Raw genomic sequence first — 20,741 nt, 5'->3', positions numbered from 1 at the left:
GAACTTTTGATGCGAAGCAGCAGCGGCAGGAACAGCAGCGGAAACAACGGCGGGAGCCGTGGTGGCAACAGCGGCGGCCGCGGCGGGAGCAGCGGTGGCCGCGGTAACCCCCGCGGTGCCGGGAACAACCGCGATGACAAGCAGGGCGGCTCCGGCCGTCCGAAGAAGCCGCGTCCGGAGGAGCGGCGCTACGACGTGGGCTCCGGCGGCACGCACGAGGGCCCGAAGTCGGGCCGCGGCGCCTCGGCGCGCGGCGGCGCCAAGGGCGGGCCGAAGCAGGGCCAGGGCAGCGGACGGGGGCGTTGGGCCCCGGCCACGTCCCGTGAGTACGACGCGCGGGCCGAGGAGCGCAACCGCGAGCGGTACGCGGGCAAGGCGAAGACCAACCTGCCCAAGACCTTCCCGGGCGCCGAGCAGGAGGGCGAGCGGCTGCAGAAGGTCCTGGCCCGCGCGGGCTACGGCTCGCGCCGCGCCTGCGAGGAACTGGTCGAGGAGGCCCGCGTCGAGGTCAACGGCGAGATCGTCCTGGAGCAGGGGCTGCGCGTCGACCCGGAGAAGGACGAGATCAAGGTCGACGGCCTGACCGTGGCCACGCAGTCGTACCAGTTCTTCTCCCTGAACAAGCCCGCGGGCGTCGTCTCCACCATGGAGGACACCGAGGGCCGTCAGTGCCTGGGCGACTACGTGACCAACCGCGAGACGCGGCTCTTCCACGTGGGGCGGCTCGACACCGAGACCGAGGGTGTCATCCTGCTCACCAACCACGGCGAGCTGGCGCACCGCCTGACCCACCCCAAGTACGGCGTGAAGAAGGTCTACCTCGCGCACATCGTGGGCCCCATCCCGCGTGACCTGGGCAAGCAGCTCAAGGACGGCATCCAGCTGGAGGACGGGTACGCCCGCGCGGACCACTTCCGCGTCGTCGAGCAGACCGGCAAGAACTACCTGGTCGAGGTCACCCTCCACGAGGGCCGCAAGCACATCGTGCGGCGCATGCTCGCCGAGGCCGGGTTCCCGGTCGACAAGCTGGTCCGGGTGGCCTTCGGGCCGATCACTCTGGGCGACCAGAAGTCGGGCTGGCTGCGGCGTCTTTCCAACACGGAGGTCGGGATGCTGATGCAGGAAGTCGACCTCTAGGCCTTGTAGGCCGCTCCTCCCGGGGCTGGTAGGCCTCTTGCGTGGCCCACCCCCCTCTCTTTATAGTCATCGAGACCATAAAGAGAGGGGGGTGGTCGTGCATGCAGGGGTACGACAAGCACGCCTTCGAGCCGTTCGCCGTCACCGTGGACCTGGCCGTGTTCACCATCCGCGACGGCGCGCTGCACGTCCTGCTCGTCGAGCGCGGCCAGGAGCCGTACGCGGGCCGCTGGGCACTGCCCGGCGGCTTCGTGCTGCCCGACGAGTCCGCCGAGGCGGCCGCGGGGCGTGAGCTCGCCGAGGAGACCGGGATCGCCGACGTCGGACGGCTGCACCTGGAGCAGGTGCGCACCTACAGCGACCCTGACCGCGATCCGCGCATGCGGGTCGTCTCCGTCGCCTTCGCGGCGCTCGTCCCCGACCCGCCGGAGGTGCGGGGCGGGGGCGACGCCGCCCATGCGGCCTGGCTGCCCTACAGCCCCGCCACCTACCGGCCGCTCGCCTTCGACCACGACCGGATCCTCGCCGACGCCCACGACCGCGTCGGCGCCAAACTGGAGTACACCGGGCTCGCCACCGCCTTCTGCGCGCCCGAGTTCACCCTCGGCGAGCTGCGCCAGGTCTACGAAGCGGTGTGGGGCGCCGAGCTCGACCCCGCCAACTTCCGCCGCAAGGTGGTCGGCACGGCAGGGCTCGTCGAAGCCGTGCCCGGCGCCGCGCGGCTGACCGGCGGACGCGGGAAGCCCGCGGCCCTCTTCCGGGCCGGGGCCGCCTCCGCCCTGCACCCGCCCCTGCTCCGCCCCGCCCCGGAAGGACAGCCCTCATGAAGCGTGCCGCCACGGGATCCCTCATAGGGCTCGCCCTCGGGGACGCGCTCGGCTTCCCGACCGAGTTCGACGACGTGCCCTCGATCCTTGCCAAGTGCGGGCCCTGGCGTGAGATGGCGCTGCCGGAACCGGCGTACATCACCGACGACACGCAGATGACGCTCGCCCTGAGCCGCGGCCTGCGCACCGCCATGGACCGGGGGACGCTCGGGCCCAAGCGTCTCGAGCGGCCGCTGCGCGAGGAGTTCGTGGACTGGTACCAGTCGCCGGAGAACAACCGCGCGCCCGGCAACACCTGCCTCAAGGCCTGCTGCCTCCTCAAGACCGGCAAGCCGTGGGAGGAGGCGAGCCAGGTGCACTCCAAGGGCTGCGGCGCCAACATGCGCGTCGCACCGGTCGGACTCGCACCCGGGCTCGACGACGGACAGCGGGCGGGCGCCGCCCAGCTCCAGTCCGCCCTCACCCACGGCCACCCGACCGCGCTCGCCGCCTCCGACCTCACCGCCCACGCCGTCCGGCTGCTCGCCGCGGGCGCCGAGCCGACGGGCCTGGTCGGGCTGCTTCGCTCGTACGCGTACGACAACCGGGAGACGTACCACGAGCGCTGGCTCGGCGAGCTGTGGACGCGGGGCGGGGACGCGTCGCCCGAGGCGTTCATCGCGCGCGGCTGGGACGAATGCCTCGGCGCCCTCGAGCGGCTCCGTGACGCGCTGCGCTCGCCGTCGCCCGAGACGGACCCCTGTCTCGCGACCGGCGAGGGCTGGATCGCCGAGGAGGCCTTCGCCACCGGGCTGCTCTGCTTCCTGATGTTCGTCGACGAGCCGGTCACCGCGCTGCGCAGGGCCGCCTGCACGTCGGGGGACTCGGACTCGATCGCCTGCCTCACGGGCGCCTTCGCCGGGGCCCACCTCGGCGCGGACGCCTGGCCGGCCGAGTGGGCGGACCGGATCGAACACAGGGTCGAGCTCCAGGCGTTCGGGGCGCTCTGGGACGCTTGAGCCATGACTGTGGACCTCGGCCCCGACCTGGACATCGACCTGACCTCCGTCGTCGCCGAGCAGCGTGACCCGCTGCTCTTCGCGACGGTCTCCGGGGCGCACCTGTACGGCTTCCCCTCCCGCGACTCGGACGTGGACCTGCGGGGCGTGCACCTGCTGCCGGTGACCGACCTGGTGGGGCTGCGGGAGCCGGAGGAGACGCGGTCGAGGATGTGGGACAGGGACGGCGTCGAGATGGACCTCGTCACGCACGACCTGCGCAAGTTCGTGCGGCTGATGCTGCGCCACAACGGATACGTCCTGGAGCAGCTGCTCTCCCCGCTGGTCGTGCACACCACCGACGTGCACGCGGAGCTCGTCGCGCACGCCCCGGACGTCCTCACCAGCCACCACGCCCACCACTACCGGGGGTTCGCGAAGACCCAGTGGCGGCTCTTCGAGAAGAACGGCGAGCTCAAGCCGCTGCTCTACACGTTCCGTGTGCTGCTGACCGGGATCCATCTGATGCGCGGCGGTGCCGTGGTGGCGCATCTGCCCACGCTGATCGGCGAGGTGGATGCCCCCGCCTATCTGCCCGAGCTCGTCGCCGCCAAGGGTGAGGCCGAGCACGGCGGCGCCGACGTGGACCACGCGCGCGTGGCCGCCGACGTGGAGCGGCTGCACGCCGTCCTCGACGAGGCGCAGGCGGCGTCAGTGCTGCCCGGTTCCCACACGGCGCACGACGCGCTGCACGACCTCGTCGTCCGCGTACGCCTTCAGGGGCTTCAGGGGCTTCAGGGGCTCCAGGGCTGACGCCCGGCGCGTACGGAACAGGAAGTCCTCGACCCGTTCCCGGTCGGGTTCGGCGGGGAGCGGGCTGTGCACGGCCGCGTCCTCCGACTCCGCGGCGAGACGGTTCATCCAGGACTCGACCCGCGGCCAGGACAGCTCGCCGCGCTTCACCGCGAGCAGCGGCTCGCGCTGGTCGCCGACGTCGATGGTCAGCTCGCCGGTGCGCAGCAGGTCGCGGCAGGACATCAGGAGCCGCAGCAGGTGCATGGCGTGTTTCCAGCGCGGGGCGCCGTGCGTGCGGACGTCGGCGTCGAGCTTCTTGCGCTGGCCGAGGGCGTAGCGGGCGAAGGTGTCGTGGGCCTGGCGGGAGAGGAACGCGCCGCGCAGCGCGAGCAGTTCGCGCCCGGTCTCCGTGACGTGCTCGACGAGCGGGGAGTGCAGGCATTCCAGGGTGTTCGGATTGGCGCGCAGCGCGAGCTCGCAGAACCGTTCCAGCTCCCAGCTGAACTGTTCGTCGTCGGGCCCGTCGACATGCGTCGGGGGCTTGTCGAAGCGCCAGAACAGCGGTGTGGGGGCGAGGAAGATGCCCCTGCGGTCGGTGTCGCTGTCGTCCGTGGCCAGGCCGAAGGCGCGCGAACCCATCACGCAGGAGTAGACGGTGTGGTCGCGTACCAGGTCCTGAGGGTGCATGCAGGGAGCGTACGGGCCCGGATCAGCCCAGGATGATCGAATTTCCGGTGACGGTGATCTTCTCCTCGGACAGCGGGCGCGGGGCGGGACCCTCCGCCACCGACGCGTCGGCCACCCGGTACTTGCTGCCGTGGCACGGGCAGTTGATCGTGCCGTCCGCCACCTCCGCGACCAGGCGGCCCGAGTGGGTGCACACGGCCGAGAACGCCTTGAAGGTGCCGCTCTCCGGCTGCGTCACGACGACCTTCCTGTCCTTGACGACCTTGCCGCCGCCCACCGGCACCTCGGCGGTCTTCGCCGGCTCCGGACCCGCGGGATCCCCCGAGCCGCCGTCTCGTCCAGGGTCCGGGCCGTCCGTCTCGGCAGACGGGCGCCGCGCGCCACCGCGGCGGACGCTGGATAGGCTGGACGCTCATCCAAGGCGTACGTGCGGCAAGAGGGGCAGTGACGTGGCGGTACGAGCGGTCCGGGGCGCCGTCCAGCTGGAACGGGACGAGGCCGGGCACATGGCCGAGCAGGTCGGCGCGCTGCTCACCGGCGTCCTGGAGCGGAACGGTCTGACGCAGGACGACCTGATCAGCATCTGGTTCACGGCCACGCCCGACCTGCACTGCGACTTCCCCGCGGCCGCCGCCCGCGGACTCGGCATCGTCGACGTACCGCTGATCTGCGCACAGGAGCTGGACATCGAGGGCGCCCTGCCCCGCGTCGTCCGCGTCCTCGCGCACATCGACACCGACCGGGCCCGCTCCGAGATCACCCACGTGTACCTCGGCGCCGCGGCCGCACTCCGCAAGGACATCGCCCAGTGAGAACCGCCCTCGTCATCGGCACCGGCCTGATCGGCACCTCCGCAGCCCTGGCCCTCGCCTCCCGTGGCGTCACCGTCCACCTCGCCGACCACGACCCGGGCCAGGCCCGGACCGCCGCCGCGCTCGGCGCCGGCACGGACGAGGAGCCCGCGGGCATCGTCGACCTCTGCGTCGTCGCCGTACCGCCCGCGCACGTCGCCACCACACTGGCCGACGTGATGGGCCGCGGAGTCGCGCGCGCCTACATCGACGTGGCGAGCGTCAAGGGCGGCCCCCGCCGCGAGCTCGAGGCGCTCGGCCTCGACCTCACCCCGTACATCGGCACGCACCCCATGTCCGGGCGCGAGCGCAGCGGCCCGCTGGCCGCCACCGCCGACCTCTTCGAGGGCAGGCCCTGGGTGCTCACGCCGACCCGGGACACCGACACCGAGGTGCTCAACCTCGCCCTCGAGCTCGTCGCCCTCTGCCGGGCCGTGCCCGTCGTCATGGACGCCGACGCCCACGACCGCGCGGTCGCCCTCGTCTCGCACATGCCGCACCTGGTCTCCAGCATGGTCGCGGCCCGTCTCGAGCACGCCGAGGAGTCCGCGGTACGGCTCTGCGGCCAGGGCATCCGCGATGTCACGCGGATCGCCGCGTCCGACCCGCGGATGTGGATCGACATCCTCTCCGCCAACCCGGGACCCGTCGCCGACCTGCTCGCGCAGGTCGCCTCCGACCTCGACGAGACGGTGACGGCGCTGCGCGCGCTGCAGTCCGCCGACAGCGACAAGTGGGCCGAGGGCGCCGCCGGGGTCGAGAGCATGCTGCGGCGCGGCAACGCGGGACAGGTCAGGGTGCCCGGCAAGCACGGCGCGGCCCCGGCCGCGTACGAGGTCGTCGCGGTGCTCATCAACGACCAGCCGGGCCAGCTGGCCCGTATCTTCGCCGACGCGGACGCCGCGGGCGTCAACATCGAGGACGTCCGCATCGAGCACGCGACCGGGCAGCAGGCCGGTCTGATGCAGCTGATGGTCGAGCCGCGGTCCGCGCCGGTGCTCACGGCGGCGCTGCGGGAACGCGGCTGGTCGATCCGGCAGTAGCGGGACCGCGAACGGGACCGCGAAGGGGCTGTCGGGGCAGAGCGTGCGAGCCAGTAACCTTGTGCGGGGCGCGTTCGCGCCCCGCCTCCCTGGCCCGCGTCATGCGAAAGGTGCCCACAGCCCCGTGGAAACAGCCGAAACCGCCGCCCCGGCAGCCGTGATCGTCGCCATCGACGGACCGTCCGGCACGGGCAAGTCGAGCACCTCGAAGGCTGTCGCCGCCCAGCTCGGCCTCAGCTACCTGGACACCGGTGCCCAGTACCGGGCCATCACCTGGTGGATGGTGCACCACGGCATCGACCTCACCGACCCGACGGCGATCGCCGCTGTCGCGGGCAAGCCCGAGATCGTTTCCGGCACCGACCCGGCCGCCCCGACCATCACGGTCGACGGCACCGACGTCGCCGGGCCGATCCGCACCACCGACGTCACCTCGAAGGTCAGCGCGGTCAGCGCCGTCCCCGAGGTCCGCACCCGCATCACCGAGCTCCAGCGCTCCATCGCGGTCTCGGCCGAGAAGGGCATCGTCGTCGAGGGCCGTGACATCGGCACGACCGTGCTGCCCGACGCCGACCTGAAGGTCTTCCTCACCGCGTCGCCCGAGGCGCGCGCCGCCCGCCGCTCCGGCGAGCTGAAGGGCGCCGACATCAAGGCGACGCAGGAAGCCCTGATCAAGCGGGACGCGGCCGACTCCAGCCGCAAGACGTCCCCGCTGGCCAAGGCCGGCGACGCCGTCGAGGTCGACACGACCGAGCTCACGCTCCAGCAGGTCATCGAATGCGTGGTCACCCTCGTCGAGGAGAAGCGGGCCGCCAAGTGACTGAAGGTGCTTCCGAGCGGGGCGCGGAGGTCGGCCGCCGGATCGGCGTCGGCCTCATGTACGGCCTGTGGAAGCCGCGGGTGCTCGGCGCCTGGCGGGTGCCCGCGAGCGGGCCCGTGATCCTGGCCGTCAACCACTCGCACAACGTCGACGGCCCGATGGTCATGGGCGTCGCGCCCCGGCCCACGCACTTCCTGATCAAGAAGGAAGCGTTCATCGGGCCCCTCGGCTCCTTCCTGCACGGCATCGGCCAGCTGAAGGTGGACCGCTCGGTCGCCGACCGCACGGCCATCACCCGTGCGCTCGGCGTCCTGCAGCAGGGCGGCGTCCTCGGCATCTTCCCGGAGGGCACCCGGGGCGAGGGCGACTTCGCGTCGCTGCGGGCCGGGCTCGCGTACTTCGCGGTGCGGGCCGACGCACCGATCGTGCCGGTCGCGGTGCTGGGAAGCACGGAGCGGCCGGGACGGTTGATAAAGCAGCTGCCCCCGCTCCGCAGCCGCGTCGACGTCGTCTTCGGGGAGCCCTTCGACGCGGGCGACGGCAGCGGCCGCCGCACGCGCAAGGCGCTCGACGAGGCGACCGTGCGCATCCAGGAGCGGCTCACCGGCCACCTGGAAAACGCCAGGCGCCTGACCGGGCGCTGAGCGAGACTTATCAAGTAGTGCGCAGGACCGACACGAGGCCGGTGCACCGATCACCACGATGAACGACGAGGTACGGACTTCATGAACGACCAGATCCAGCCCGAGGGCGACGGCTCCGCCGAGCACGACCACGGGGCGCTCGGCGACGCCGAGTACGCACAGTTCATGGAGCTCGCCGCCGAAGAGGGCTTCGACATCGAGGACGTCGAGGGCGCCATCGAGGAGGCGGGCCACGGCCCGCTGCCCGTCCTCGCCGTCATCGGCCGCCCCAATGTCGGCAAGTCGACTCTGGTGAACCGCATCATCGGCCGCCGCGAGGCCGTCGTGGAGGACCGCCCCGGCGTGACCCGCGACCGCGTCACCTATGAGGCGGAGTGGTCGGGCCGCCGCTTCAAGCTCGTCGACACCGGCGGCTGGGAGCAGGACGTGCTCGGCATCGACGCGTCCGTCGCCGCCCAGGCGGAGTACGCGATCGAGGCGGCGGACGCCGTCGTCTTCGTCGTCGACGCCACGGTCGGCGCCACCGACACGGACGAGGCCGTCGTGCGGCTGCTCCGCAAGGCCGGCAAGCCCGTCGTGCTCTGCGCCAACAAGGTCGACGGACCGTCCGGCGAGGCCGACGCCACCGCCCTGTGGTCCCTGGGCCTCGGCGAGCCGCACCCCATCTCCGCGCTGCACGGCCGCGGCACCGGCGACATGCTGGACGCCGTCCTGGAGGCGCTGCCCGAGGCGCCCGCGCAGACCTTCGGCGCGGCCATCGGCGGACCGCGCCGCATCGCGCTCATCGGCCGTCCGAACGTCGGCAAGTCCTCGCTGCTGAACAAGGTGGCCAACGAGGACCGCGTGGTCGTCAACGAGCTGGCGGGCACCACCCGCGACCCGGTCGACGAGCTCATCGAGCTGGGCGGCGTGACCTGGAAGTTCGTCGACACGGCGGGCATCCGCAAGCGCGTCCACCTCCAGCAGGGCGCGGACTACTACGCGTCGCTGCGCACCGCCGCCGCCGTCGAGAAGGCGGAGGTCGCGGTGATCCTCATCGACTCCTCCGAGTCCATCTCGGTCCAGGACCAGCGCATCGTGACGATGGCCGTCGAGGCGGGCCGCGCGATCGTCGTCGCGTACAACAAGTGGGACACCCTCGACGAGGAGCGCCGCTACTACCTGGAGCGGGAGATCGAGACGGAGCTCGCCCAGGTGGCCTGGGCCCCGCGCGTCAACGTGTCGGCGACCACCGGGCGCCACATGGAGAAGCTGGTCCCCGCGATCGAGACGGCCCTCGAGGGCTGGGAGACGCGCGTGCCGACCGGGCGTCTGAACGCGTTCCTCGGCGAGATCGTCGCCTCCCACCCGCACCCGGTCCGCGGCGGCAAGCAGCCCCGCATCCTCTTCGGCACGCAGGCGGGCACCAAGCCGCCGCGGTTCGTCTTCTTCGCGTCGGGCTTCATCGAGGCGGGCTACCGCCGCTTCCTGGAGCGCCGTCTGCGCGAGGAGTTCGGCTTCGAGGGCACGCCGATCCACGTGTCGGTGCGGGTGCGCGAGAAGCGCGGCCGCAAGAAGTAACGCGCCTGCGAGAACCTCGTACACAGACCGATGCCCGGCCCCCCGTCGTGGGGAGGCCGGGCATTCGGCTGTCCGGGCAGACAGGCCTTAGGGCCTGTGTCGCGGGCCGGGCGGCAGGGCCGCCGGGAACGAGTGGTGGCTCGTTCCGTGGTGTTCGTACTGGCCGTAGCGCGACACGTGGAACGGGTTGTAGCGCGGGTCGTGCCGTGCGTCCACACGGTGCTGCATGCCGTACGGCCCCGGGGCGAAGGCGGTGAACCCCAGGTCCTCCTCGCCGCTCCGGTCGCCCGGCAGGGCCCTGAAGGCCCTGAGGTACTCCGAGTACAGCGCGTCGTAGATGGGTGTGGCCGAGTGGTTGCCCGTCGAGTCCGGCGCGGTGCGCATGGACGGGATGGGGCTCTGGTACGCCGGCCGGGGGCGGGAGGGGTCGTATGGATGCACGTATGTGCCAACGAAACGGGCGCTCCCCGGATGCGGGGGCCGCACCGGTTTCCCCGTCCGGCGCACACGTGTGACCGGTGCGTTCGGGGGCCGGGGCGGCCTCCGCGGGCGGCCGGGCCGGTCAGGTCCCGGCGAGCGGCAGGGTGCTCGCGACGAGGCGGCCGTGGGTCGCCGCCTTGTCCAGCGCGTCCCGCAGCATGTCCTCGCGCGGCTGCCGGCCGATGGAGCCGACGGGGGCCGCGAAGAGCAGCACGGTCTGGGTCTTGTTGGCCGCGGTCCGCCAGTCCTCGGTGACCTGGAGCGGGTGGTGCGCCTGCCACCAGGCGACGGGCGAGCCGCCGCCGGTGCCGGGCTGCAGGATGGCGTGCAGCTGGCCCATGGCGAGCAGCACCGACCAGCCGTGCAGCGGGGGCGGCACGGTGTCGAGGGAGGCGACGGGCATGAAGCCCTGTTCGATCAGGAGCGGCAGGAACTCGTCGCCGCCGCCGGTCTCGCCGCCGGGGCGGGCGATGGCCCCGGTCGGCTCCACGACCAGGGCGGGGCGCAGCTCGCCCTCGATCAGGACGAGGCCGCTGGTCACGCCGAGCACGGCCTGGCTCGGGGCCGCGTCGTCCGCCGTGGCGCCGTCGTCCCCGGTGATCGAACGGACGGCGCCCTGCAACTGCTCCTCGGAGACCGTGACGATCTGGGAGGGCAGGCAGGTGGCGTGGGCGAAGGCGAGCACGGCCGTCTCGTCGCCGACGAACAGGACGGTGCTGGTGCGCTCCTGTTCCGCGTCGCCGGGGGTGCGGCAGGACGTGCAGTCGTAGCTGCCCGGGGTGTTGTCTCCGGCGAGCAGCCGGTCGGCTTCTTCGTCGCCGATCTCGGCGCGTACGTCGTCGCTGACGTCCAGCATGCGCGGCACGGGTGACTCCTCGGGATCGTCATCTGGGGTGCATGGGGAGGGTGTGGCGGGCCGGACCGTGTCCGGCTCATAAGGACTCAACGGCGGATCAGTGGCGCAAGTCACGCACGAAGGCGAACGGAATCGAACCATCCGCAGCGGAGGGTGAGACGGGCGGCGGAATGTGTCACTCCGCGCCAACAGGTGCTGGGTGCACGGAGGTTGACCCGGTGAGCTGAGTCACAGATCGCTGGCGTGGACGGTCACTAAATCCTGATATCAGCCAATGAAGTGGGTGGCCTGAACTCGCCGATACCGGGGGTAACGCCCAACTGGCCTGGAATGACAAGGACTTGGTTGATACGGGGCGGAAGGACTCCTAGATTCCACCGCCGTGTGCAGCGAGCACCGCTCGGGTACGTCCGCCGGTCGCACCAGCCAGCTCGAGCACCGACACCGGCGGGCGGGGTCGGCCGGACCCCAGGCGCCGGATGCGTGAGGGGCCGCTCGGCCAGGGGGAGCCCGGGGCCTGCGAGAGGGAAATTCATGTCCGCACGTCCCAAGAGCACGCGCACCATGGCAGTGATCGGAGGGGCCGCGCTTCTGGCCCCGCTGGGACTGCTCGCCGCGACCGGCCAGGCCGGAGCCGCGGACAGCGGAGTGTGGGACCGCATCGCACGGTGCGAGAGCGGCGGAAACTGGCAGATCAACACGGGCAACGGCTACTACGGCGGGCTGCAGTTCTCCGCCGGTACGTGGCGTGCGTACGGCGGCGGGGCCTATGCGCCGACCGCCGACAGGGCGTCGAAGGCGCAGCAGATCGCCGTCGCCGCCAAGGTGCAGCGAGCGCAGGGGTGGGGCGCGTGGCCGTCCTGCGCGGCCCGGGCCGGGGCCTACGGCAGCGCGCCGTCCGCCGCCGCGCCGGTCCCGAAGGCGGCGAAGCCCGCGCCCAGGGCGGCGAAGCCCGCGCCCAAGGCCGTCGGGCAGCGGCCCGGCGGGACCGCGGACCGCTCCGACCGGGGCTCCTCGCGCGGCGCTCCCGGCAACTACACCGTCGGGCAGGGCGACACCCTCAGCCTCATCGCGGCCCGGTACGGGACGGACTGGCAGCGGGTGTACGCGGCCAACCGGCAGGTCATCGGCGGTGACCCGAACATGATCGTGCCGGGGCAGCGGCTGAGCCTCTGATCGGATCGTCCGACCGGGTGGGGGCAGACTCCGCGGCGGCGCGGCAGGCGCTGGGCCCGTCGCGGAGCTGCCTAGCGTGACCCGATGCACCTGAAGTCGATTTCGCGTATCAGGTCCGTACCCCTGTCCCTGGCCGTCGGCGCGGTCCTCGTGGCGGTGGCGTTGCCCTCGGGCGCCGCGTCGGCGGCCGCGCCGCGGCAGCCGGGCGGCGCTCACGGCGCTTCGAAGCCGTACGACTGCTCCCGGGACAAGGGTCCGTGGCACTGCCTCGCCGAGTGCGAGAGCAACGGACGATGGCAGACCAACACGGGCAATGGCTTCTACGGAGGACTGCAGTTCCGGCAGACCACCTGGGAGGAGCACGGCGGGCTCGAGTACGCGCCGCGGGCCGATCTCGCCACCCGGGAGGAGCAGATCAAGGTCGCCGAGAAGGTGTTGCGCACCCAGGGCTGGAATGCGTGGCCCGCCTGCTCCAAGGCGGTGCGCATCGAGCGGTTCGACCGACGCGTCCATGAGGTGAGGCCGGGCGAGACGCTGAGTGGGGTCGCGCGACGCTACGACGTGAAGGGAGGCTGGCAGGCCCTGTACAAGACCAACCGGGGCAAGGTCGGGAGCCGCCCCGACCGGCTCGCCATCGGCACGCTCCTCGTCATTCCGGGGCGTACTGAGAGCGGGCTGGGGTCCAAGGACAGGCTCTGAGCTCTCCCGGCTCTCCGCTGAACACGACCGCGCCCCGACGCAGTTCGTGCACGACCGCCGTCCGGCCCGCGCCCTCCCGCAGGCCGGGCGGCAGCCGCTGCTCGGCGAGGACCACGCAGGCGTCGAGGTCCTCCAGGAGGGCGTAGGTGCGGGCCGCGACGGCGGGTGACATGCCCTGGGTCGGCTCATCCACGAGGATGACGGCCGCGTCGGCGAGCAGGGCCCTGGAGAGGGCCAGCATGCGCTGCTCGCCCCCGGAAAGCGTGCCCGCGCGGCGCGGCAGGAGGGGGCGCAGCTCGGGGTAGGCGTCCAGCGCGCGTGCGGTGTCCCTTGCGGGGTGGGCGAGGGCGAGGTTCTCCGCGACGGTGAGGGAGGAGAACACGGCTTCCCGGTCCGGTACGAAGCAGAGGCCGTTGGCGGCGCGTTCGTGGGCCGGTTGCCGGGTGATGTCTCTTCCGTCGCGGACGACGGTGCCGGAGGAGAGCGGGACCGTGCCGGCCAGGGCGCGCAGGGCGGTGGTCCGGCCCGCGCCGTTGCGGCCGAGGAGGACGGTGAGTGCGGCGGCGGGGGCGGCCAGGGTGATGCCGTGCAGGGCTTCGAGGGGGCCGTAGTGGACGCGGGCGTCGCGGAGTTCGATGCCGCGCATTCAGTGCGCCTCGTCCAGTACCTGGTTCGCGGGGCCGCTCGTCACGATGCGGCCCGCCGCCATGACGTGCACGGTGTCGGCGAGGCCCGCCACGAGATCGAGGTCGTGCTCGACGACGAGGAGCGCCATGCCGTCGGCGGCGAGGGCGCGCAGCAGGGTGGCGAGCGCCGCGACCTCGGCCGCGTCCAGGCCCGCGGCGGGCTCGTCCAGGAGGAGCGTGTGGGGGCTGCCTGCGAGGGCTCTGGCCAGTTCCGTGCGTCTGAGGGCGCCGGTGGGGAGGTTCGTCGCGGGGCGGGTGCGGAGGGGCATGAGGTCCAGGAGGCGGAGGGTTTGGGTGACGGTGGCGGTGGTGCGGGGTCCGTTGGTCTGGTCCGCGCCCACCTGGACGTTCTCCGCGATCGTCAGTGACGGGAAGACGGCCAGCTGCTGGAAGGTGCGGGCCATGCCGGTGCGGGTACGGGCGTGCGCGGGGAGCGCGGTGATGTCGCGGGCGCCGAGGGTGATGCGTCCGGAGGCGGGGCGGAGGGTCCCGGCCAGGCAGTGGAACAGCGTGCTCTTGCCCGCGCCGTTGGGGCCTACTACGGCGGTGACCTGTCCTGGGGGGACGGTGAGACTGACGTCGTTCAGGGCGGTGAATCCGTCGTAGGCCAGGGTGAGGCGGTGAGCGGTGAGGGTGCGGACCTCGCGCGGGGTTCGTCTCGGGTGCGGGGCCGCGGGGGTGTCTGCGTGCTCGCCGTCCCCGCGGCGGGGTCCTTTTGCGGTGGCTCCGTTGCCGGGGTCACTGAGCTGCGCTCGCGGAAACCCCCAGGTCTCCTTCTGCCGGTTCGGCGACCGTGGGGCGGTGGGGGCGAGTGTCGCCAGCGACTTGCGGGCGCGGTCGCCCGTCGGGGTCAGGCGGGGGGTGCGGGGGAAGTGGTGGGCGGCTGTGCGCAGTGCCTCGTAGGGGCCGCCCGGGAAGCGGGCGATGAGGAGTGCCAGGAGGCCTACGAGGGCTGCTGCCAGGCCGCCTCGCGTTCCCGCGTCCAGGCCTACCAGGAGGGCCGCCGCCGTCAACGCGCCGAGCACGCTGTCCGAGCCGAGGACGATGACCGCGGCGAACCAGAGCAGGCCCCGTACGGGGTCGTACGCGCCCGCGTCGAAGGCCCGCTGGCCCATGGCGAGCATGCCACCGCCGAGTGCCGCGAGCGCCGCCCCGGTCACGAACGCGGCGAGTTTGAGGGCCGGGACCGGTACCCCCGCCGCCGCTGCGCCCGCCTCGTGGTCCCGCATCGCCGCGAGCGCCCGGCCCGTGCGGCCCCTGCGCAAGGCGACGACGAGGAGTAACGCGACGGTGAGCAGGGCGAGTTCCAGGACGTAGTACGCGCGGTCGCCCGTGAAGCCCGCCGGGCGGTCCAGGGTCAGGCCCGACGTCGCGTACGGCTGGGTGAAGACGAAGCGGCTGACGCCCACGCCCACCGCGAACGTGGCGAGGGCGAGGGCCAGGCCTCGGCGGCTGATCGCGGGCCAGCCCGTGAGCACGCCCAGCGGCGCGACGAGCAGGACCGCCACGGCCAGGGCGGGCAGGTGCGGGAGTTCGGGGAGGCCGGGGAAGCGGCCTGCCGTGAGGAGGGCCGTGAAGAGGGCGCCCAGGCCCGCGTACGCCGCCTGGCCAAGGGAGATCTGGCCGCCCCGGCCCGTGACGATCACCAGCGAGAGCAGGATCACCGCGAGCGCCGGGACCTGGACCGCGGTCGTCAGGTCGGAGCCCGCGAAGCCGAGCGGGATGAGGAAGAGCACCGCCGCCACCGTCCAGGCCCCCGGCGGCGTGGGGACACGGGCCGTCGCCGTGCGGGGCAGGGCGTCCCGGGAGCCGATGCCGGGCAGGAGCAGCGCCGCGACGAGCAGGGCGATCACGAAGAGGTTCGCGCCCGCGGTCTGGAGGAGCTGCTCCGGGAGGCCGCCCGGGTGCAGGCGCGTCAACTGGCTCTGGGCCACACCCAGGCCGAGGGCGACCGCCACGGCGACGGGCAGGCTGCGCATGCCGGCGACCACGGCGACCGCCACCACTTCCATGACGAGGAGCGGCATGCCGTACGGGTCGAGCCGTACGTAGGGGGCGAGCAGCACGCCCGTGAGGCCCGCCGTGAAGGAGCCGAACGCCCAGCCCGCCGCTGCCACCCGGTCCGCGTCGACGCCGGAGAGCACGGCGAGGCGGCGGTTGTCGACGACCGCGCGCAGCTCGCCGCCGAAGCGGGTCCAGCGGGTCAGCGCGCCCACCCCGGCGGCGAGGGCGACGGTCGCGCCCAGCTGGGTCCAGGGGTCGGCGGGGAGCAGCTCGGGCGCGTCGTCGCGGGCGCCGGGGCCCCAGAGGAGGGCCGCCCCGCCGACGAGCAGGACGAAGACGCCGATCGAGGCGACCAGGGTGCGTGCCGGGTCCCCGCCCAGCACCGCGAGGGGGCGGAACACCGCGCGGTCCAGGAGCAGGCCGATGCCGGGGGCGATGAGGAGGAGAGTCACCGCCGCGGCCAGGGGGAGTGGCCAGTGCCATTCGACCGTCAGGTGGCGCAGGACGTAGGCGCAGAGCATCGCCACCGCGCCGTGCGCGAAGTTGAGGACGCCGGTCGCGCGGTGGGTGACGATCAGTCCGATGCCGGTGAGGGCGGCCGCGCTGCCGATCGAGAGCCCGGCCAGCGTGAGGTCGTAGCTCAGGGACGCCACCGGGTCAGTGCTCCGGGGCGGGGGAGGACGGCGGGGTTTCGGGTTCTGGAGGGCGGCCCGGTTCGCAGATCGGGCAGGGTGCGAGGGCCTGCGCGGAGAGGACCGTGGCGTCGGCGGGGACCGTTTCCGGCTTCCCCGCGACCAGCGGGCAGTCCGCCCGGTGCCAGAGCGTGCCGCCCGGGACCATGAGGGGGGTGCCGTCGGTCGCGGTGGGAGGTCGTTGCGGGGGCGTCGGCGGCTCCGTCGTCACCAGCAGGCCGTACAACTCCTCCACGCGCGCCGCCGCGAGCACGCTCCTGCCGTGTGTGAGCAGCAGCGTGCCCGCGACGATCAGCGCGGCGCCCGGCACCGTGCACGACGCGAGGTAGGGCAGCTGCCGTTCGGCGAACCGCTCGCCGGAGACGCCGTACCAGCCGAGCACGCAGAGCACCGCGCCGACGGCGAGCGACGCGAAGGCCGCCCACAGCATGGGGTGCGGGGCCCGCAGGCGCGCCGGGCCGGACGTACCGGCCGTCCGAGCTGTCCGATCCGCCCGCATCGAGGCCCCCTGGGACACGTCGTCGGTCACATCAGTAACGTCGGTGGGCTGTCCATGTCAGCCGATGGCTTGCACTATGCCTTCTGGAAGCCGACGCTGAAAGCTCCGGGCCCGCGCGGTCCGGACCGATACCCGGTGGTGACCAGATGGTTCTCGGGATCAGCCCCAGGCAGGGGACGTACCACGGGCGGGGCAGGGCCAGGAGCGCGGTGCTGGCGGCCGCCGCGGTCCTGCTGATCGGACCGGCCGCCGCGGCCTGCGGCGACGACAGCGGGGGCGGGGACAGGGCGACGCCGCCCGAGCCGTCCGTGGAGAAGACCACCGAGCCGTCCGACGACGGCGGCGGGTCCGCGTCCGCGTCCGCCCCCGCCGATCCGGCGGCCGCGGAGAAAGAGGTCACGGAGAACTGGGAGAAGTTCTTCGACCCGAAGACGCCGCTGAAGGAGAAGGAGACCGTCCTGGAGAACGGTGCCGAGATGCGCGACGTCCTGGAGAGCTTCAGCGGCGACGAACGCGGCGAGCAGGTGGCGGCGGACGTGACCGAGGTCGGGTTCGGCTCGGCGACGGAGGCGGACGTGACGTACGCGCTGACGCTGAAGGGCGCCACCGCGCTGCCCGACGCCTCGGGGACGGCCGTCAACCAGGACGACACCTGGAAGGTCTCCGTCAAGACGCTCTGCGCCCTGGTGAAGCTGAGCGGCAATGAGTCGCCGGGTCCCGGCTGCTGAGACGCTGCTCGTCGTCGCGGTCCTGCTGGCGGGCGCGGCCTGCGGGAGCCGGCTGCCCGAGAGCGACTTCGAGCGGCGCGGCGCGGCGCCCGCACCGGCCGGGGGAGCGCCCATCAGGGTCGGCATCGTCACCAGCGCGACCAGTCCGGTCGGCGGCGCCGCGTTCACCGGGCCGCGCGACGGGGCCAAGGCCTACTTCGACCGGCTGAACGCCCGCGGCGGCATCGGGGGCCGCGAGGTCGAGGTGCGGACCTGCGACGACGGCGGCAGCGGCGTCGGCAACAACGACTGCGTGCACCGGCTGGTCGAGGAGGAGAAGGTCGTCGCGCTCGTCGCCACGTCGTCCCTCGACTACGCGGGCGCGGCCCGGGTCTCGCGGGCCGGGGTGCCCGACGTCGGGGGACAGCCCATCGGAGCGGCGTACGAGACGTATCCACACCTGTACGGGATCTACGGCAGCCTCGCCCCGCGGAACGGCAGTCCGGGCTGGGACGGCGAGCTGTACGGCGGGACCGAGGTCTACCGCTACTTCAAGCGGGAGCGGGGCGCGCGGACCGCCGCCGTCGTCTCCTACAATCAGGCCGCGTCCGCCGCGTACGCCCGGCTCGTCACCCGGGGCCTGAAGGCCGAGGGCTACAAGGTGGTCACCGAACAGGTCGACTTCGCGCTGCCCAACTTCCGCGCCGCCGCGGCCGACCTGAAGGAGCAGGGCGCCGACCTGGTCTTCGACGCGATGGACACGCACGGCAACGCCAGGCTGTGCGAGGCGATGGACGACGTCGGCGCGAAGGTCACGGCCAAGGTCACCAACGTGCAGAACTGGACGTCGTCCGTCGGCGACGACTACAAGGACGCGCCCCGCTGCCGCAACGCCCTGTGGGCCACCGGGTCGAGCAGGAACTACGAGGAAATCGACCACCCGGCCGTACGCGAGTTTCGCGCCGCCGTGCGCGGCAAGGCGCTCTCACAGTGGCAGCTGGAGGGCTGGGCCGCCGCCATGTGGTTCACCGACGCCGCGAAGTCCTGCCTGAGGGGTGGCGGCGGCGACGTCACGCGCGCGTGCGTGGACCGTTTCATGAACCGGAACAAGCCGTATACGGCGCGGGGGCTGCTGATTCCCGTGACGTTCGAGCACCGGGCGGAGCCGCCGGAGACTCGCAGGACGTGTCTGTCCGTCGCGCGCTGGCGGGACGGTGAGGGATGGGTCACTCAGGGCGACATGAACAGTAACTGTTTCGACGTACCCCAGCTCGCCTACCAGCCTTGATGCACGTCATCGCAGAAAGGTTCCCATTCGTGGTTACCGATCACGCATCTGTTCGGGAACAGGATGGTGAGGGAACCCAACCTTTGGCCAGGAATCCCCGTCTAACCCTGCGGTAGGCGGACGAGGGGGACTGTCCGCATAGAAGCGCGGAATACGGGGACGCATGCACATCTCTTTCCTCATACACAACGCGTACGGAATCGGAGGGACGATCCGGACGACGTACAACCTGGCGAACACGCTGGCCCAACAGCATGACGTCGAGGTCGTATCCGTCTTCCGGCACCGTGACGAGCCTGTCTTCGCGCCTGACCAGCGCGTCCGACTGCGCCACCTCGTCGACCTGCGCAAGGACACGGCCGGCTACGAGGGAGAGGACCCCGAGCACCTGCGCCCCGCCCGGACGTTCCCCAGCGCCGAGGGCCGCTACAAGCAGTACAGCGCGCTCACCGACCGGCGCATCGCCGCCCACCTCACGGGCGTCGAAGCGGACGTCGTCATCGGCACCCGGCCCGGCCTCAACGTGCACCTCGCCCGCCAGACCGCGCGCGGGCCGCTGCGCGTCGGGCAGGAGCACCTCACGCTCGACAGCCACAGCAAGGAACTGCGCCGCCAGCTCCGCAGCGTCTACCCCCGCCTCGACGTCCTGACCACGACGACCGAGGCCGACGCCCGCGCGTACACCCGCAAGATGCGGCTGCCCGGCGTACACGTCCAGGCCGTTCCGAACCCCGTCCCCGCGCCCGGCATCGAGCCCGCCGACGGCTCCCACAAGTGGGTCGTCGCGGCGGGCCGTCTCGCCCCCGTGAAGCGGTACGACCTGCTGATCAGGGCGTTCGACAAGGTGCGGCGCGAGCGCCCCGACTGGCGGCTGCGGATCTACGGAGGCGGCAAGCAGAAGGACAAGCTGCGCGCCCTGATCGACGAGCTCGGCCTGTACAACCACGTCTTCCTGATGGGCCCCGCCCACCCCATCGAGCCCGAGTGGGCCAAGGGCTCCATCGCCGCCGTCACCTCCAGCCTGGAGTCCTTCGGCATGACGATCGTCGAGGCGATGCGCTGCGGGCTCCCCGTCGTCGCCACCGACTGCCCGCACGGCCCCGGCGAGATCATCTCCAACGGCGTCGACGGCCGGCTCGTCGAGGTCGGCAATGCCGACGCCATCGCGAGCGGACTGCTCGAACTGATCAACAACGACTCGCTCAGGCAGCAGATGGCGGGCGCGGCGCTGCAGGACTCCGAGCGCTTCGACCCGGAACGCATCGCCGAGCGCTACGACACCATGTTCACCGGGATGCTCGCCCGGGGGAGCTCGGTGGGGGGCCGGATGCGCGGCTCCCTGCACCGCACGCGCGGCGCGCTGCTCGGGGGCGCGTACGCCGTGCGGGACCTCGGCCGGGCACAGACGAAGGGATCGACCGCATGACGGCCTTGGCCACCTCGCAGGCGCACGCCGGGGACGACCAGGAGGCGTCGGCGGCGCCGCGTGCCGACTGCATCGCGGACTCCGCCGGTGGACTCACCTTCGACGTCACCGACCCCGGCGAGCCGGGCACGGAGGCCGTCGCGCACCTCGTGCTGCGCCGCCGTGACGCCGAGTCCGCGGAGTCTTCCGAGAGCACGGTACGGCTGCCGCTGACCCCGTCGGGCGACGGCAGGCTGCGGGCCGCGCTGCCCAGCAGCGTCGGGCTCGCCGAGGGCCGCTGGAACGCGTACGCGCAGGTCGCGGGCGGCGAGCCGCGCCGCCTCATGCCGGGCCTCAACGACCTGCGCTCGCTGGTCGACCGGGCGCCGAGCGGCAGCCGCGGCCATGTCGCGGTGCGCATCCCGTACGCGACGAAGCAGGGCAACCTCTCGGTGCGCAGCTGGCTGCGCGCCCCGCACGCCGAGAGCGGCGAGGTCGAGATCTCCGGCACCGCCATGACCGTGCGGGGCCGGGTGTACGGCACCGCGCTCACCGACGCCGGATACGTCGAGGCCGTCCGGCGCGACGAGCCGGACGCCGTCCAGCGGGCCGAGATCACCGCCGAAGGGCCGGAGTTCTCCTTCGCGCTGCCGTACGGCCCGCTCGCCGACCGCGGGGCAGGCCCCTGGGACCTGTGGCTGCGCCCGGCCGGTGACAGCGGCCCGCGCGTGCGTCTCGCCCGGATCCTGGACGACGTCCCGGACAAGAAGCCGATCTTCACGTACCCGGTGGTGCCGTGCGTGACCAAGGAGCACGGCACGCTGGAGGCGGGCCCGTACTACACGCTCGACAACGACCTGTCCGTGCGCGTGCGCGAGACGAACGCCAAGGAGGGCACGGGGAAGTAG

21 protein-coding genes and 1 pseudogene are annotated in these 20,741 nt (G+C 72.8%); 15 read left to right on the top strand and 7 right to left on the bottom strand.

From position 1 onward, the window contains the following. Positions 1-9: 9 nt before the first annotated feature. The 4 genes from NOO62_RS09210 (at position 10) to NOO62_RS09195 (ending at position 3,754) form a co-directional block, all read left to right on the top strand. Positions 10-1,137, top strand: a complete 1,128-nt coding sequence (locus tag NOO62_RS09210) for a pseudouridine synthase (protein ID WP_268770406.1) — start codon at positions 10-12, stop codon at positions 1,135-1,137. A 101-nt stretch (positions 1,138-1,238) separates the two neighbouring features. Then, positions 1,239-1,964 carry an NUDIX hydrolase gene (locus NOO62_RS09205; protein WP_268770405.1) on the top strand — a complete coding sequence of 242 codons (726 nt, stop codon included), beginning with the start codon at positions 1,239-1,241 and terminating at the stop codon, positions 1,962-1,964. Continuing rightward, positions 1,961-2,962, top strand: coding sequence for an ADP-ribosylglycohydrolase family protein (locus tag NOO62_RS09200; RefSeq protein ID WP_268770404.1), 1,002 nt, complete (start codon positions 1,961-1,963; stop codon positions 2,960-2,962). Before NOO62_RS09205 ends, NOO62_RS09200 begins: the two co-directional genes overlap by 4 nt. A 3-nt stretch (positions 2,963-2,965) precedes the next feature. Next, positions 2,966-3,754 carry a DNA polymerase beta superfamily protein gene (locus NOO62_RS09195; RefSeq protein WP_268770403.1) on the top strand — a complete coding sequence of 263 codons (789 nt, stop codon included), beginning with the start codon at positions 2,966-2,968 and terminating at the stop codon, positions 3,752-3,754. On the opposite strand, the gene NOO62_RS09190 is transcribed toward NOO62_RS09195, so the two are convergent. Both NOO62_RS09190 and NOO62_RS09185 read right to left on the bottom strand, forming a co-directional pair. Further along, positions 3,653-4,423, bottom strand: a complete 771-nt coding sequence (locus NOO62_RS09190) for a DNA polymerase beta superfamily protein (RefSeq protein ID WP_268770402.1) — start codon at positions 4,421-4,423, stop codon at positions 3,653-3,655. The genes NOO62_RS09195 and NOO62_RS09190 overlap by 102 nt on opposite strands. 22 nt (positions 4,424-4,445) lie before the next feature. After that, positions 4,446-4,763, bottom strand: a pseudogene (locus NOO62_RS09185) (Rieske (2Fe-2S) protein); the annotation flags it as partial. A gap of 109 nt (positions 4,764-4,872) precedes the next feature. Between NOO62_RS09185 and aroH the strand changes: the two are divergent. The 5 genes from aroH (at position 4,873) to der (ending at position 9,341) form a co-directional block, all read left to right on the top strand. Continuing rightward, positions 4,873-5,235, top strand: a complete 363-nt coding sequence (aroH, locus tag NOO62_RS09180; protein ID WP_268770401.1) for a chorismate mutase — start codon at positions 4,873-4,875, stop codon at positions 5,233-5,235. Next, positions 5,232-6,317 carry a prephenate dehydrogenase gene (locus tag NOO62_RS09175; RefSeq protein ID WP_268770400.1) on the top strand — a complete coding sequence of 362 codons (1,086 nt, stop codon included), beginning with the start codon at positions 5,232-5,234 and terminating at the stop codon, positions 6,315-6,317. The genes aroH and NOO62_RS09175 overlap by 4 nt, the downstream gene beginning before the upstream one ends. 124 nt (positions 6,318-6,441) lie before the next feature. Continuing rightward, positions 6,442-7,137, top strand: a complete 696-nt coding sequence (gene cmk / locus NOO62_RS09170; protein WP_268770399.1) for a (d)CMP kinase — start codon at positions 6,442-6,444, stop codon at positions 7,135-7,137. Further along, positions 7,095-7,781: a lysophospholipid acyltransferase family protein gene (locus tag NOO62_RS09165; protein WP_268770398.1), complete on the top strand. Its 687-nt coding sequence runs from the start codon at positions 7,095-7,097 to the stop codon at positions 7,779-7,781. Before cmk ends, NOO62_RS09165 begins: the two co-directional genes overlap by 43 nt. Before the next feature lie 81 nt (positions 7,782-7,862). Then, positions 7,863-9,341, top strand: coding sequence for a ribosome biogenesis GTPase Der (gene der / locus NOO62_RS09160; protein ID WP_268770397.1), 1,479 nt, complete (start codon positions 7,863-7,865; stop codon positions 9,339-9,341). 87 nt (positions 9,342-9,428) lie between these two features. On the opposite strand, the gene NOO62_RS09155 is transcribed toward der, so the two are convergent. After that, positions 9,429-9,725 (bottom strand): hypothetical protein, encoded by a 297-nt coding sequence (locus NOO62_RS09155; RefSeq protein WP_321170562.1) that lies wholly within the window; start codon positions 9,723-9,725, stop codon positions 9,429-9,431. Positions 9,726-9,903: 178 nt separating this feature from the next. Beyond that, positions 9,904-10,686 (bottom strand): hypothetical protein, encoded by a 783-nt coding sequence (locus NOO62_RS09150; protein WP_268770395.1) that lies wholly within the window; start codon positions 10,684-10,686, stop codon positions 9,904-9,906. 525 nt (positions 10,687-11,211) lie between these two features. Between NOO62_RS09150 and NOO62_RS09145 the strand changes: the two genes are divergently transcribed. Both NOO62_RS09145 and NOO62_RS09140 read left to right on the top strand, forming a co-directional pair. Beyond that, positions 11,212-11,853, top strand: a complete 642-nt coding sequence (locus NOO62_RS09145) for a transglycosylase family protein (RefSeq protein WP_268770394.1) — start codon at positions 11,212-11,214, stop codon at positions 11,851-11,853. An 84-nt stretch (positions 11,854-11,937) separates the two neighbouring features. Then, entirely contained in the window at positions 11,938-12,552 is a 615-nt protein-coding gene (locus NOO62_RS09140; protein WP_268770393.1) for a transglycosylase family protein, read from the top strand. On the opposite strand, the gene NOO62_RS09135 is transcribed toward NOO62_RS09140, so the two are convergent. From NOO62_RS09135 to NOO62_RS09125, 3 genes are read right to left on the bottom strand one after another with little or no spacing between them, the layout of a single operon-like run. Continuing rightward, positions 12,503-13,198: an ATP-binding cassette domain-containing protein gene (locus NOO62_RS09135; protein ID WP_268770392.1), complete on the bottom strand. Its 696-nt coding sequence runs from the start codon at positions 13,196-13,198 to the stop codon at positions 12,503-12,505. The two genes, NOO62_RS09140 and NOO62_RS09135, sit on opposite strands and share 50 nt — an antisense overlap. Next, positions 13,199-15,895, bottom strand: a complete 2,697-nt coding sequence (locus NOO62_RS09130) for an ABC transporter permease subunit (RefSeq protein ID WP_268770391.1) — start codon at positions 15,893-15,895, stop codon at positions 13,199-13,201. It abuts the gene before it with no gap. 4 nt (positions 15,896-15,899) lie between these two features. After that, a complete protein-coding gene (locus NOO62_RS09125) occupies positions 15,900-16,433 on the bottom strand; it encodes a hypothetical protein (RefSeq protein WP_268775530.1) in 534 nt (177 codons plus the stop codon). 146 nt (positions 16,434-16,579) lie between these two features. On the opposite strand from NOO62_RS09125, the gene NOO62_RS09120 reads away from it, so the two are divergent. The 4 genes from NOO62_RS09120 to NOO62_RS09105 all read left to right on the top strand — a co-directional run bounded on the left by NOO62_RS09120 (position 16,580) and on the right by NOO62_RS09105 (position 20,741). Continuing rightward, positions 16,580-17,161 (top strand): hypothetical protein, encoded by a 582-nt coding sequence (locus tag NOO62_RS09120; protein ID WP_268770390.1) that lies wholly within the window; start codon positions 16,580-16,582, stop codon positions 17,159-17,161. Continuing rightward, a complete protein-coding gene (locus NOO62_RS09115) occupies positions 17,136-18,428 on the top strand; it encodes an ABC transporter substrate-binding protein (RefSeq protein WP_268770389.1) in 1,293 nt (430 codons plus the stop codon). The genes NOO62_RS09120 and NOO62_RS09115 overlap by 26 nt, the downstream gene beginning before the upstream one ends. A 163-nt stretch (positions 18,429-18,591) precedes the next feature. Beyond that, entirely contained in the window at positions 18,592-19,854 is a 1,263-nt protein-coding gene (locus NOO62_RS09110; RefSeq protein ID WP_268770388.1) for a glycosyltransferase family 4 protein, read from the top strand. Continuing rightward, positions 19,851-20,741 (top strand): hypothetical protein, encoded by an 891-nt coding sequence (locus NOO62_RS09105; protein ID WP_268770387.1) that lies wholly within the window; start codon positions 19,851-19,853, stop codon positions 20,739-20,741. Before NOO62_RS09110 ends, NOO62_RS09105 begins: the two co-directional genes overlap by 4 nt.

Origin of the sequence: Streptomyces sp. Je 1-369 (assembly GCF_026810505.1) — a bacterium.
GTDB lineage: Bacteria > Actinomycetota > Actinomycetes > Streptomycetales > Streptomycetaceae > Streptomyces.
The sequence above is the reverse complement of the archived record's forward strand: the minus strand, read 5'-3'. Positions and strand labels throughout refer to the sequence as shown.

What these genes read in the sequence shown, in the direction of transcription:
- NOO62_RS09155 (WP_321170562.1), bottom strand. Translation starts at nt 9,725, where the DNA reads ATGCGCACCGCGCCGGACTCGACGGGCAACCACTCGGCCACACCCATC.
- NOO62_RS09125 (WP_268775530.1), bottom strand. Translation starts at nt 16,433, where the DNA reads ATGCGGGCGGATCGGACAGCTCGGACGGCCGGTACGTCCGGCCCGGCG.
- NOO62_RS09205 (WP_268770405.1), top strand. Translation starts at nt 1,239, where the DNA reads ATGCAGGGGTACGACAAGCACGCCTTCGAGCCGTTCGCCGTCACCGTG.
- NOO62_RS09115 (WP_268770389.1), top strand. Translation starts at nt 17,136, where the DNA reads ATGAGTCGCCGGGTCCCGGCTGCTGAGACGCTGCTCGTCGTCGCGGTC.
- der (WP_268770397.1), top strand. Translation starts at nt 7,863, where the DNA reads ATGAACGACCAGATCCAGCCCGAGGGCGACGGCTCCGCCGAGCACGAC.
- NOO62_RS09140 (WP_268770393.1), top strand. Translation starts at nt 11,938, where the DNA reads ATGCACCTGAAGTCGATTTCGCGTATCAGGTCCGTACCCCTGTCCCTG.
- NOO62_RS09105 (WP_268770387.1), top strand. Translation starts at nt 19,851, where the DNA reads ATGACGGCCTTGGCCACCTCGCAGGCGCACGCCGGGGACGACCAGGAG.
- NOO62_RS09210 (WP_268770406.1), top strand. Translation starts at nt 10, where the DNA reads ATGCGAAGCAGCAGCGGCAGGAACAGCAGCGGAAACAACGGCGGGAGC.
- NOO62_RS09195 (WP_268770403.1), top strand. Translation starts at nt 2,966, where the DNA reads ATGACTGTGGACCTCGGCCCCGACCTGGACATCGACCTGACCTCCGTC.
- NOO62_RS09200 (WP_268770404.1), top strand. Translation starts at nt 1,961, where the DNA reads ATGAAGCGTGCCGCCACGGGATCCCTCATAGGGCTCGCCCTCGGGGAC.
- NOO62_RS09110 (WP_268770388.1), top strand. Translation starts at nt 18,592, where the DNA reads ATGCACATCTCTTTCCTCATACACAACGCGTACGGAATCGGAGGGACG.
- NOO62_RS09165 (WP_268770398.1), top strand. Translation starts at nt 7,095, where the DNA reads ATGCGTGGTCACCCTCGTCGAGGAGAAGCGGGCCGCCAAGTGACTGAA.
- NOO62_RS09190 (WP_268770402.1), bottom strand. Translation starts at nt 4,423, where the DNA reads ATGCACCCTCAGGACCTGGTACGCGACCACACCGTCTACTCCTGCGTG.
- NOO62_RS09135 (WP_268770392.1), bottom strand. Translation starts at nt 13,198, where the DNA reads ATGCGCGGCATCGAACTCCGCGACGCCCGCGTCCACTACGGCCCCCTC.
- NOO62_RS09120 (WP_268770390.1), top strand. Translation starts at nt 16,580, where the DNA reads ATGGTTCTCGGGATCAGCCCCAGGCAGGGGACGTACCACGGGCGGGGC.
- NOO62_RS09145 (WP_268770394.1), top strand. Translation starts at nt 11,212, where the DNA reads ATGTCCGCACGTCCCAAGAGCACGCGCACCATGGCAGTGATCGGAGGG.